This window comes from Streptococcus toyakuensis (genome assembly GCF_024346585.1).
Lineage (GTDB): Bacteria > Bacillota > Bacilli > Lactobacillales > Streptococcaceae > Streptococcus > Streptococcus toyakuensis.
The window spans coordinates 665,562-678,398 of sequence record NZ_AP024523.1 but is presented as its reverse complement, the minus strand read 5'-3'; the positions used below and the strand labels follow the sequence as shown (position 1 = coordinate 678,398).

Annotated in this window: 8 protein-coding genes; 1 reads left to right on the top strand and 7 read right to left on the bottom strand. The window is 36.6% G+C overall.

The features are described 5' to 3' along the window. Window positions 1-9 precede the first annotated feature (9 nt). The 5 genes from STYK_RS03560 to mnmL form a co-directional block, all read right to left on the bottom strand. Entirely contained in the window at window positions 10-870 is an 861-nt protein-coding gene (locus tag STYK_RS03560; RefSeq protein ID WP_173226515.1) for a YihY/virulence factor BrkB family protein, read from the bottom strand. 178 nt (window positions 871-1,048) lie between these two features. Beyond that, window positions 1,049-3,103, bottom strand: a complete 2,055-nt coding sequence (locus STYK_RS03555; protein ID WP_261805254.1) for a cation:proton antiporter — start codon at window positions 3,101-3,103, stop codon at window positions 1,049-1,051. Window positions 3,104-3,114: 11 nt separating this feature from the next. After that, on the bottom strand, window positions 3,115-3,369 hold the full coding sequence (locus tag STYK_RS03550; protein WP_143952349.1) for a hypothetical protein: 255 nt from the start codon (window positions 3,367-3,369) through the stop codon (window positions 3,115-3,117). Beyond that, window positions 3,362-3,919, bottom strand: a complete 558-nt coding sequence (gene mnmM / locus STYK_RS03545) for a tRNA 5-(aminomethyl)-2-thiouridylate-methyltransferase MnmM (RefSeq protein WP_261121319.1) — start codon at window positions 3,917-3,919, stop codon at window positions 3,362-3,364. Before mnmM ends, STYK_RS03550 begins: the two co-directional genes overlap by 8 nt. 1 nt (window position 3,920) lies before the next feature. Further along, a complete protein-coding gene (gene mnmL / locus STYK_RS03540) occupies window positions 3,921-4,859 on the bottom strand; it encodes a tRNA modification radical SAM protein MnmL/YtqA (RefSeq protein WP_261805253.1) in 939 nt (312 codons plus the stop codon). A 91-nt stretch (window positions 4,860-4,950) separates the two neighbouring features. Here mnmL and STYK_RS03535 point away from each other — a divergent pair, with 91 nt between their 5' ends. Then, window positions 4,951-5,310: a DUF3397 family protein gene (locus STYK_RS03535; protein WP_084954360.1), complete on the top strand. Its 360-nt coding sequence runs from the start codon at window positions 4,951-4,953 to the stop codon at window positions 5,308-5,310. Between the two features lie 80 nt (window positions 5,311-5,390). Here the strand turns inward: STYK_RS03535 and STYK_RS03530 are convergent, their stop codons facing one another. Beyond that, window positions 5,391-5,699, bottom strand: coding sequence for a hypothetical protein (locus STYK_RS03530; protein ID WP_261805252.1), 309 nt, complete (start codon window positions 5,697-5,699; stop codon window positions 5,391-5,393). Between the two features lie 477 nt (window positions 5,700-6,176). Next, the gene (locus STYK_RS03525) at window positions 6,177-12,743 is read right to left on the bottom strand and encodes a S8 family serine peptidase (protein ID WP_261805251.1); all 6,567 of its coding nucleotides are present in this window, start codon (window positions 12,741-12,743) and stop codon (window positions 6,177-6,179) included. Window positions 12,744-12,837 lie beyond the last annotated feature (94 nt).

The window sequence follows — 12,837 nt, the reverse complement described above, 5'->3', positions numbered from 1 at the left end:
GATAAATAGTTAATCTTTATTAAAGCTCGGATCTTTCAAACTCTGAACACTGGCATTGATCACCGCGCCTAGGATAACAATTTTAGCAATCAAGATAAACCAAAACATCATAACAACAAGAAGAACGGAACCTAAAATTCGGACATCCACTAAATGATGGACATAGTAATTGAGATAACTAGAAAACAGAGTTAGTAGAACTAAAATCACTAAGAGAACAAAGGCACTACCTGGTAGGGTATAGCTAATTTTCCTGTTAGATAGATTGGGAAGAAAATAATAAAGCATGACCAAGATAGCAAAGAGGAGGGCGTAAGTCAGAGGACCTGCCAAACCTTGTAAAGCCTGATAGATAATGCCATCTTTTGTCCAATAATGAGCAAGTAAATCCAAAATCATCTGCCCAAATAAGCTCAAAAACAAGACAAACGCAAAGAGGAGCTGCAAACCAAAACTGACCAGGAGACTCACCATCTGATGGGAAATAAGTCCACGACTCTTTTCGACGCCATAAGCCTTGTTAAAAGCTTTTTGCAAGAAATTCATAGATTTTGAAAAACTCCATAGCGCCGACAAGACAGAAAAACTCAACAAACCTGTTGAAGGTTGCGTCAAGACTTCTCTAGCTATTTTTTCCACACCTTCATAGAGGCTTGGGGGCAGGACGTCTTTCATAAAGCCCAGAAATTCTCCCACAGGAATCTGAAAATAGGGGAGGATATTGACCACCACCAAAAGCAGGGGAAAAATCGAAATCAACCAATAGTAGGCTACCGCGACACTGGTCAACTCACTATCTGATGCTTGATAATAATACAAAAAGGCTTTTAATAGAGGCTTATCTATCAGCTCTTTCCACCACTTTTTCATGTCACACTCCTTCACTTATAATCTTATACTCAATGAAAATCAAAGAGCAAACTAGGAAACTAGCCGTAGGTTGCTCAAAGCACTGCTTTGAGGTTGTAGATGAAACTGACGAAGTCAGTCACATATATAATCCAAGGCGACGCTGACGTGGTTTGAAGAGATTTTCGAAGAGTATTAACTAATTTCTTCTTACCAATTCCACCATATCATAAGGCAGGGTATTGGCAGCTTCCTTCAGAGAATAGTTCTCTAAGTTATTGACATTTTGTCGTAACTTCTTGGCATACTTGGTCGTAATCAATCGTTTTTCTTCGTATTCGAAAATCAACTTACGCTCCAGATAATATCCTCTCAGCATTTCATCAATATTGTTGGGTTTGACACGATTAATAACCCGTTCGACAAAGGCACCACTGCTGATAATAGCTGTTTCACGAAGACGAGACTCCTGCATAAAACTAATCAAAGAGCGTCTATAGACTCCCTTCAGGTTTTCCAAACTTTCAATAATCATCTCTGTATTGGCAAGATAGAGCTCTGCAATTTGGTCATAATCAAGAGCACGGAGACGGCTTTGCTCCTTGTCCTTCCAGCTACGGAAGGTCTTTCCGAGAGTAAAAACTTCATGAAGGAGAAAACGTAAAATTCGCAAAGAAACAAGGAAATAATAGGTCAATCGTGATGCAAATTTACGATTGATGCCTCGTTCTATATTTTTCAGATAACGTTGGTAAACTCGGTAAGCACGATTGCTAATGTTCCCCTCTTCATAGGCCTGTTCCAATCCATCACTTTCAATACTAAGAATCAAGAGTTTCAAAGCAGCCCAGTCTTCTTGAGCCCCCTTATTTTCTTGACTCAGGATAAGATTTTCAATACGTCCATGATAATTGTCAATAGCCGCATAGAGAGGAAGCTTATTCTTATGAGTTTCAAGTTCTTTTTCTAACTCCGAAGTAACCTCATTCAAAATGGCGATATGCATGAGATAATCCTTGCTTTCTTCCTGTTCATCAGAAAAATGAGGCAAGACCACGAGACCTGTTAAAAAGCTTACAAGCGTCACACCTGCAACAAGGAAAAGTAAGAGAGGATACTCCTGCTCTAGATTACTTGGTATCAGAAGGATCGTAGCAATCGACACCGTTCCCTTAACACCTGAGAAGGTCAAGAGAAGCATATCCTTCATATACTTATTTAGCTTTTTCTTGAGACGTCGGGTCCTATAGGCATAATAGCCATAAATCATGACAAAACGAATGGCAAAGAGGACAAAGGTAAGGGCAACAAGAGATCCCAATAACAGTAAGGGATTATAGATTGGATTGGTCAAGATAGGCTCTGCTATCATTTCCAGCTCCATCCCTAAAATCACAAAGACAGAACCGTTGAGCATAAAGTTCACTGTGTGCCAGACCGTCTCGGTCACCGTATCCACTTGGGCTTCGAGGAGCGTAATTTTCTTAAAACGGCTTGCCTTTAAAATCCCAGCAACCACAACGGCGATAATCCCTGAAACGTGTACCTCTTCTGCTAGAAAGAAGGTCACCAGAGGCAAACTCAATTCTAATAAAAGTTCGCTGGCAATATCCGTTGCGCGCACACTTAGCAAGAAAGTATGGAGAAAGCGATTAGTCATGGCTGTTAAAAAGCCAATCAAAAAACCGCCTAGAATTGAAAAGATGAGCGAACTACTTGCTTGCCCAAGGGAAAAAGCTCCAGTTGTCCAAGCTGTCAAAGCTACCTGAAAAGCCACCAAACCAGAAGCATCATTCAAGAGTCCTTCGCCCTTAAGAATATTGGACACGCGCTTTGGAAAGCTAAACCTCTCCGAAAGAGAGGCAAAAGCTACCAAATCCGTAGGCCCAAGGGCTGCCCCAACAGCCAAGCAAGCTGCCAAGGGAAGACTGAGCCAAAGAAGATGGGCCAAGCCACCCAAACTCAGGGTCGAGATAAAAATCACTGGAAATATGAGATAAATAATGATTCGCCAGTGTTTTAAAATAGCTGTAATGTCCGCTTCTTCCGACTCTCGAAAAAGCAAGGGCCCAATAACCAGTGCCAAAAACAACTCCGTATTGAGGTGAAAGTCGGTATTGGGTAAAAAAAGACCAATCACGATTCCCAAAAGAATCTGCACCAAAGGGAGAGGCAAAAAGGGCAGGAGCTTATTGGTTGTACTCGAGACAATCAAGACCAGTAAAAATAGGATGAGGTAAATCAGTAATTCCACGCACGACCTCCTTAATCTTTTTTACAACAGAATTCAAATATCTCCTTCTGCTCTCTGATTTTTTGGTCAATCTTGGAACAATCCTTGTGCTCAATTTTTCTCTGGCACCGTTCCATTTCAAGAGCAACTAATTTTTTCTTGATTTTAAGCATTTTTTTGCTCATATGCGCTTGGTCTAACACACCTACTGCTCGTTCGTGGTGGGTTGATTCAACAAAATTCTGGCGCATGGCATCCAGCTTTTCACGTAGGTATTGTTTATCCATGTCTATATCTCTCTAATTTTTCAATAATTACTAAAAATGGTGGGTTGTTAACTTGGTTTAAAGTTCGGTAAATAGCAGCTGTGTACTCTTGTTGGTTCAACTGGCTGACAAAATCCAAGACAGCATCCCTCTCGAGGTCGCCTCCTTCATGACCATAGTAGATCATGATAGCAATCCGTCCACCTTTGACAAGCAAATGACACAGCTTTTCTAATGCTTCAATCGTTGTCTGAGGTTGGGTGATGACAGACTTATCAGCTGATGGCAAATAGCCCAGATTAAAAATCCCTGCTTTTGCTTCTGTCACAAACTGGTCCAGTGTCTCATGACCTTGCAAGATTAACTGGGCATTTGTCATTCCAGCATGGTCCAAACGCTCCTGAGTCTTTTCCAAGGCTTGCTCCTGAATATCAAAGGCATAGACTTTCTTGGCTAGCTTGGCTAGAAAAAGAGTGTCATGACCATTTCCCATGGTCGCATCCACTACGATATCCTCTTTTGTCACTACCTCAGCCAAAAACTCATGTGCCATCTCGAGTGGTCTTTTCATATCAAAACTCCTGTTTTACAGCCTTGCATCCTTGAACGCTTCCACGACGTCGCATCTCCATCTCAATGCTGTTGAGAACTTCCCATTTATTGAGGCTCCACATAGGCCCAATCAGCATATCTCTAGGTGCATCTCCTGTGATTCGATGGATGACAATATGCTTGGGAATGATTTCCAGTTGGTCACAGATGACCTTGACATATTCGTCCTGGCTCATCAATTGTAAACGTCCCTCGTGGTAATCTCGTTGCATACGCGTATTAGTCATCAGATGAAGCAAGTGCAGCTTAATTCCTTGAATATCGTTGTCCGTGACACAGCGGCGGACATTTTCAATCATCATCTCATGGGTTTCACCAGGAAGTCCGTTAATCAAGTGGGAAACAATCTCAATCTTGGGATACTTTCTCAAACGCTGGACCGTCTCCACGTACAACTCATAAGAGTGGGCACGGTTAATCAAATCAGAAGTTGTTTCATAAGTGGTCTGCAAGCCTAACTCTACCGTCACATGCATGCGCTCCGATAACTCAGCCAAATATTCAATAGTTTCGTCTGGTAAACAGTCAGGGCGCGTTCCTATGTTGATTCCTACCACACCTGGCTCATTAATAGCCTGCTCATAGCGCTCTCGGATGACTTCCACCTTTTCATGGGTGTTGGTAAAATTTTGAAAATAAACCAGATACTTCTGAACATCCGGCCACTTACGGTGCATAAAGTCAATTTCCTTATAAAATTGCTCACGGATAGGCGCATCCGGTGCTACGATAGCATCTCCAGAACCTGAAACCGTACAAAAAGTACAGCCTCCATGAGCCACAGTTCCATCACGATTGGGACAGTCAAATCCCGCGTCAATAGGGACTTTAAAGGTCTTTTCTCCAAAGAGTTTTCGATAATAATCATTCAAAGTATTATAAGATTTCATAACTTTCATTATAACAAAAAACACCCACAATCTCAAAAGCCTGACTTTCCTATAAATTCCTCTGTTTCTCGTTTCCTTTAGCGATTTTTTATGATACAATATGGGTATGATTTTAATGAAATTAGCATCTATTTTATTATTGATACTGACTCTCGTAGTCTGCATTATCATAACCAAACTTTTTAGATTAAAAAAACTAGGACGAAACTTTGCGGATTTGGCTTTTCCAGTCTTGGTATTTGAGTATTACTTGATTACAGCTAAAACCTTTACCCATAATTTCCTCCCTAGACTGGGCCTAGCCCTCTCACTCCTAGCCATTATTCTCGTTTTTTTCTTCCTTTTGAAAAAACGTAGCTTTTACTATCCTAAATTCATCAAATTCTTCTGGCGTGCAGGATTCTTATTAACCCTTGCCATGTATATCGAGATGATTGTTGAATTGATGGCCCAGAAATAAAAAAAATAAATCGAAAACACCTCAATCAAACTAAACTACAGTGATTGAAGTGTTTTTCTTTATATCTTTTTCAATAATTCTTATTTTCCTTCTTTATCAGGAAAGAGGTAACCAATACCTACACAAGCCAGTACACCTGCTCCAATTACCAAGCTACTTGAAATTGGCAAAAGGTCCAAAATTGCATTTGCGATGATAAAGGCAATAATCAAACACATCAGACTAGCCTTGTAGTCTTTTTTCAAAAGATTCTCTAGTGTGAAAAAGAGGAACAATCCTACCGGAATCAGGGACCATAGGTTGACATCCAAACTTGGCCAGCCAACAGAACCAAAATACACTACTGTCGCTGCTGCTATTAAAAATACAATTCCTAATAATTTTTTCATTTCTTTATCTCCAATTTCGTTTTTAGGAACTTGAGTTATCTGATATTGATACCTCACGTCCCTTACACCAATCATTATAGCAGAGGTCAGTTTCAAGAACAAGTTCTTTTGCCTATCTGGTCTCAATCTCGGTCTAAGTGGTTCAATAATAGCCATAAAATAAGGAAATAGGTGAAAAACTTCCTTCCAAATAAAAAGGAATTAAGCAACCAAACGCTACTTAATTCCTTGAAATTGTCTCATCACCTCTATTAGACTTTAAATTTTGATAGACTCTATTTGCTAATCAATATTGTCAATACTAACCCTTTCAATCAATTCATTAGTTATCAAAACTAAGTTCATTAATAAATCCAAAAAGAGTACCAATAGTAAAGTAAACTAAATAATTAAGTTATAAATAGCTATTTTTACAAAACTGTTTCATCATCATACTATCTCAGTACACAAACCATTTTTTCATCTATAGCTTTAGTCTTAATCTTGATCTTTTTTCTTCAATCCAAGAAATGCACCTACGGTAAACATTATTCCAGCAATGAATGGTGTAAAACCTTCTCTAACTGTTCCGGTTTTTGGCAACCTATCATTGTTAGTAATTGATTTACTATCAATATTGGTATGTTTATTAGCTATGTTCTCTGGTTCATTAAGATAAACTTCCTTCTTATTTTCAAAGTTTTTATCATTTTCATCAGGAACTGTAGCTGTAACATCCTTAGTTGAATCAGATCTTTGACTTTCATCTAATTGACTATAATTTACTTGTACAGGAACTGTAGTTTTGACATCTTTGGTTGAATCAAATTTGTGTGAATGATTTTCTCTTTGTAAGTCTTCTTTTCTGTGACTTTCATCTAATTGACTAGAATTTGCCTGTGGGTTATCTTTCTTTTTGGATACATCAAAAGTAGGTTTATTTTCCTCCTCCTTTTTCTCCTCTATTTTCTTGAATACAGGTTTTATAAGGGTATCTTTTGATAGATTAAGAACATAGCCAACGTCTTTTTTCCCTTCGAAACCAGAAATTTCCCAACCATCAAATTGATAGCCTTTTTCTAATTCACCCTCATAGACAGGTAAAATGAAATCTTCTTCCGACACTATCGTTGAACTCATTTCTTTTCCATTTTGAATGGTCACAGTTACCCTATGAGGTTTTAGTTCTCTTACCTCTCCCGTATCTTTGTTTAAAATGAATTCTTTTACGGTTGTATTTCTTGCGAAATCTTTTACAAGAATCTTAATATTTAGTGTCTTATCTGTTAGTTGTTTAATATCATCAAATGATTTATATTCTTTTCCATTTACATAAATATGTTTGTCTTGAATCTCACCATTGAATCCATTATCTCTTTTATCATTGATGTTAAAGACTACAGATTTTCCATCAGCATATTCGATACTTGTATTTCCCTTGGGATCAATGTTTACTTCTGGTTTAACATTATCATATAAAAATTGATAGTGTACTCCAACCGCTTTCGCATTCAAATCGCTATAGCCAGTTTGAAGATAAACATTTCCATCCATATCTGTTACCTTATCTGGAAATCCGTTTGCTTTATAATCTTTCATCCCCCAGTCCATGATGTCACCGTCTTTAACATTAAGCTTAACGTTAAAATCTCTAGTGTTATCAATGTGTAAATCTCCGTAGATTAAATAATTATCTACAACAGATTCATTAACTCTCAATTCCCAGTTAAAACCACCCTTATCAGAAATCTTACCTCTTAAATAAAACTCTGGATTTCGTACATAAATTTTATTAAATTTAGATGGATTAAAGTAGTTCTTGTCCATTGAAAGATTTACTGGTTTTGCATCAATAAATAACGTAGAGCCATCTTCTTTTATAGCTTCTACATTGGACTTATCCTCTCCAGTGTACTCTTTACCATCCTTACCAAATAATACAAGTTTAGACGGATCTGTTACAAGATTTCCGTCTTTATCGATTGCCTCCCCTTTATCGTTCATTTTAAATGTAAACACTTGATACCTTACAATGTTAAAGCCGTCCAAAGCCGACATTAATACAGCTTGAGTACTTCTTCCATCTTCAACATTTCTACTGTCAGCATAAATTATTTTTTCTGAAAGGGCTCTTAGATTAGGATTGGAATTTTGTATTTTTGCTATATCTTCCTTGCTATAGACTCCATTTCCTTCTAACATATCCGTTTTTCCAGGATTATAGGTAGTCACTTTTAGTGCATAGCCTTTTCTCAGAATGATATTATCCTTTAATAGATATTGTTGTTTTTCTGAATCAGAATAGATTTTACCAGATTCCATTTCAGTTAAATTATTTGGTTTGTTCTTTGAAAGATCTCCTTCCCCTAATTCTATTATATTCCCATAACTTGATGCATAGGGATATTCTGTCTTAGTTTCCCTATTTTTTTCAGGCATTCTAATCTTCGTTTCAGCTTTTCTCTGACCATCATCTGTAACAAAGAATCTCATATCTCCTGCAAAAGCTAATCCATCCACAATATCATTAATATTAGCGTATAAATCAAATGTCATCGTTTTTGAATTGGAATCATACTTGGTCGCTTTGATTTCTATATATTTATAGGTATTTCCATAATATACCTTGGCATTTTTAGACACATTACGTATCTTTCCAAGAATTTCAAAGTGTCCATCTTTAGACGGGCTTAGAACACCATAAATTTTTGATTTGATTTCGTCAAGTTTTTCAGTTTCATATTCTAAGGCGCTACCATCGTCATAGGCAGCTATATTTCCTTTATCGTCATATCGATAATCAAGTTCTACTGTTCTTGTACCACCATTTACAAAGTCCTCTTCTTCCCTATATTTCTTTTTAATGAGTTTCTTTAGGTCTTTATTTTCAAAGTTTCTAATTGTTGAAATAGTTTTATTTATTTCAAGGCTAGCTTCTCCCTCAACTGAACTTTCTTCATCTGGTTTTGAATCTTCATCCTTAGCTTGATTATTATTGGTATTTTCCTCTGAGCTCTTTGCATTTTTGAGTTTATCTTCAGAAATTTCACCAAGTTTTTCATATTTAGAAGCATCTTTGTCAGGATCTACTAGGTAATAAGAAATCATCCCCTTTTCATCAGCATGATCAGCAAATTTAATTCTATGAATCTTTGTGAAATTACTAGAGCCATCTAATGCAATGACTTCAATGATTTTTCCTCTTAAATCTCCTGCACCATTAATTTCATAAATAGTATTTCCGTCTTTGCCAAGTTTTCTGTTTCTTCCTTGACCCTCACCTGCATAAGTTACTTCAAGATTTTTCTCAACCTCTCCATCTTCATTAACAAGAGCGGCGCCAGCATACCAAACTTCGTTTGCAATCTCGTCAAATTTTTCAGGATGTTCTTTTTGATCTCTCGCAAATAGGGTTTCATTCTTGTATTGGTCTTTTACCTTGTGATAAGTATCCTTTGTGATCAGCTTAATTTTTTCAGGATTTGAAAAATCAACCGAAACAATCTTAGGGGCTGTGTTATCAATTTTTACAGGAATATAAGAAACCTGCCATGGGTAATCCTTGGTTAATCTATATTTAAATTTATAGAAATATTGACCTTCCGCAATCGGTTCAAATTGACCTCTTATCTTAGTAGCAGGATCTTGATTATCCTTACTTTCTGGTGCATTTTCTTCTCTACCTCTAGGATTATAGATGAGTCCATCCCACTTCAAGTCACCCCAAACTTTTAGTTTAGAGGATTTGATTCCCTTTGCATCATTGCTTTTAGAATTTAAAATTCCTCTAATAAAGTGTTCTCTCGAAATGACTTTTAAGTCTCTTTGATTTTCTCCCTCTTTATTTGTATTTACTATTGAAATTAATCCTTCTTCTGCACTTCTTAATACAAGTGGAGAAGGTGTTAATCCTCTTTCAAGTTGAGCCTTTTGAGGATTTCCATTTGAATCTAAAGGATAAATGTTAGCAATATTAGAACCACTTGATGATGCATTTAGCCCTTCGTTATTGAAAGCAAATAATTCTGGATTTTGATCTAGGGATGTTCTATTTTTATCTTTTCTATTTTGTATAACTCCTGCTGGATTAAATTTATCTATACCATGTTCTCCACCAATTCCCTTATTTAAGGTTCCTGGAATTTTCGGTTTACCATCATCATCATAACCTCCCATTGTTTTTGATTTTGATCCTTCTTCCCAAGCCCATTTATCAAGGATTGGTTCGTGGTTCCAATTCCCAGCAAATCCCATTAGAGGCATCGACAAAGAAGGTTGGAAGTTTATTTTCTTCCCGTTAGAGCTTAGAGCTTCCATTTCTTCCACTGACTCAAAATGAATAAATGATTCTACAAATTTATTTTTGTTTTTAGCCTCTCCAACATTTATAACCGCATTCAAATCAAAGCTAGAATTTGCGCCTATAGTGAAAGTATCATGCTCAAATGTGATATTTGCTCCTTTGATTTTTTCTGGATGGATTTCTGGAACAATTTGCTTCCCATCTGGAGATTTTTCATCTTTATATGTTTCATCCAGTTTTAATCTGTCAGTTAGAGAATCTGTAGTTATCGCTGATGCTGAAACTTTAAAGGTTAAAGGTCTGTCTGATGTATTGTGAAGCTTAACTGTAAAATATTTTTCTTCTCCTTTTATTTCTTTAAGAGAAATAGAACCATAAGAGTTTACCAAACCTTTAGAATCCTTGTTTTTGAAAGTCGCTACAACTTCATTTCTCAAAGCATTGGCAACATTAATTAGCCCTGCTCCCTGTTGTCTAGGTGATGCAAAGTATTGGCTTTTTTCTTTCCAAGACGTTGCATCCATCATCGGTCGCGCAGTATTTTGTAGAGCAATTTTTGTAAGACTTGTAAGATCTATTTTGTCATCTCCCTCAAGATTTTTCAATACAGGTCTTTCAAGCATTTCCTTTAACTTCGGTCTAATCAAAACAGTAGAAGCTGCTACGATTGGAGTTGCCATACTAGTTCCTGACATATAGCCATAAGTTGATTTCCCATTAATGACATTGAGAGTAGATTTAATGTTTTTACCAGGTGCTGAAACATCGGGTTTTAAAAGTAAATCTATTCTTGGTCCCCAAGATGTGGATCCTGCTGGAACGATGACATCTTCTTTATACAATTCTTTGTCTGTGTCAGGTGCAAACTTAAAGTCAATCTCTTTTTCGTCACCTACATTCGGTTTATTAGAATTATAGCTTGCCATATCAATTGGATAGTATTGCTCCAATTTATCTTTGAAATCTTCCTTACTATTTCTTTTAACCTCAGTTTTTTTATCAGGATTAATCATGTTCCATAACTTTACACCATCATCTCCTGAAATTGAAAATACTTGACTTTTAGTCCCTTCATCCGCTTCATATCCCATAGCTGGAAGCTCTGTCCAATTATCTCTATTGTAGTAATTGACAGTATTTACAACCATAATGGCGCGTGCGCCCTTATCCGTAGCTTTTTTAAAAGCATTTTTTAAATCCTTTGTATAAATTCTATCCATTACTGCAATTTTGCCCTTAAGATCCAAACCTATCAAATCTTGGTCTTGGCCTTTGCCTATATATACAAATTTCAATTTATCAGGAGCTTTTGAACCATCTTCATTTGTTGTGATTTTATTCTTATCGAAAAAGGCTCCTATATTTCTGTATTTAAAACTTTTTCCTCCAATCTTAACTTTATCAAACTCAACTGTTTGATTTTTAGCAGATGCAACCGCTATCGCATCTTCATGTGCTGCTGTTCGCGTTACATTTCCAGTGTCGGTCATTTTCAGATGATTATTTGCCACTAAATCCCAAGAAGAACTTGAAGCAGAAGTCGCATAGTTACCCGTAGCTACAACCATTGGAATGCCTGCTTTTCTTAATGCTCTAATAGCTTGCCAATATTTCTCACCTACAAGACCTGTTCCTGTAAAGCCAGATGATACCGAAACAACATCGACATTGTGTTTGATCGAATCTTCAATAGCATGAAACATTGTTTCATCTCCTGCGAAGCCAGATCCTGCGTCAGAGTACATTTTATAAGAGAATATCTGTGCATTAGGAGCAATTCCATCTATTCCATTAAAGTTCTTGATGTCTTTTTCAGTATCATTTCCCGCAAGAATCCCTGCAATATGCATTCCATGTGGATCAAAATAATCACTTCCATCATCAGCTTTTTCTACAGTTATTTTACCACCATTATAATAATTGAAAGCATGAGGAATCTTATCACTCAACCAGAAATTTTTATCAGTACCTTTTAAGTCTTCTTTTTTAAATCTCATTGAGTCTTTAGCATCATCATCAATCCTCATGGCCTTATGCCTATAATCTGTCCCGGTATCGATATTTGAAATGACCATACCTCTACCATCAAAGTTTTTCCCAAATTGAGCATTAATGGCCTTTAGGTAATCGATAGCCTCCTCAACTCCAATTTCCTTTCGGGCATGATTCATCATGGGTTGGAGTTTTTGTGACCGTTCAACCGATGAAATACCTTCTATTAGTTTAATTTTATCCAGATTATCTGGAGTTGTTTCTATTGAAACACCATTAAAAATCGTATTATAGGTATATAAAACGTTTGTATCCTTAAGATTGGATAATTCCTTGATTGCTTTTTCTCCAGATTCTTTATCTTTAAATTCAGCAATATAGACAAGTTTATCCTCTTTTTTGGGACTTTCTGGGTCTTTACTTGCAGACGAGTCCGCTTTATCTTCTTTGGATTGATTGGAATCTTCTTTGATTGTTGCTTCTTCATTGCTAGTTTTGTTATCTATCACAGATTCTTTACTAACAACTTCTTTTTCCTCAATAACCGTTGTTTTCTTCTCTTCAGTATCCTTGGAAGTTTCTATATCATTATGAATATTTTCATGTTTTTCTTTATTTTCTGCTTCCTTATCTACTACTACTTTTTCTGTATCAGAGATAGTTAAAGCATCTTCAGAGCTAGATGTGTCTGCTAAGACTACCTCATTAGGGGCATAGGCTGCTAAAATAACTGCAGCTGTGGTTAATGACAATACTGTACTTTTTTTCATTTTAATTCCTTACATATTTATTTAACTTCCAATAGATAGAAAACTTTAACTTTGCTAGCCTTTGTTATAAAAAGTTTTACTAAGTATTATCTAG

Excerpts from the sequence above, each read along its gene's own strand:
- STYK_RS03560 (WP_173226515.1), bottom strand. The coding sequence starts at position 870 with ATGAAAAAGTGGTGGAAAGAGCTGATAGATAAGCCTCTATTAAAAGCC.
- STYK_RS03550 (WP_143952349.1), bottom strand. The coding sequence starts at position 3,369 with ATGGATAAACAATACCTACGTGAAAAGCTGGATGCCATGCGCCAGAAT.
- mnmM (WP_261121319.1), bottom strand. The coding sequence starts at position 3,919 with ATGAAAAGACCACTCGAGATGGCACATGAGTTTTTGGCTGAGGTAGTG.
- mnmL (WP_261805253.1), bottom strand. The coding sequence starts at position 4,859 with ATGAAAGTTATGAAATCTTATAATACTTTGAATGATTATTATCGAAAA.
- STYK_RS03535 (WP_084954360.1), top strand. The coding sequence starts at position 4,951 with ATGGGTATGATTTTAATGAAATTAGCATCTATTTTATTATTGATACTG.
- STYK_RS03530 (WP_261805252.1), bottom strand. The coding sequence starts at position 5,699 with ATGAAAAAATTATTAGGAATTGTATTTTTAATAGCAGCAGCGACAGTA.
- STYK_RS03525 (WP_261805251.1), bottom strand. The coding sequence starts at position 12,743 with ATGAAAAAAAGTACAGTATTGTCATTAACCACAGCTGCAGTTATTTTA.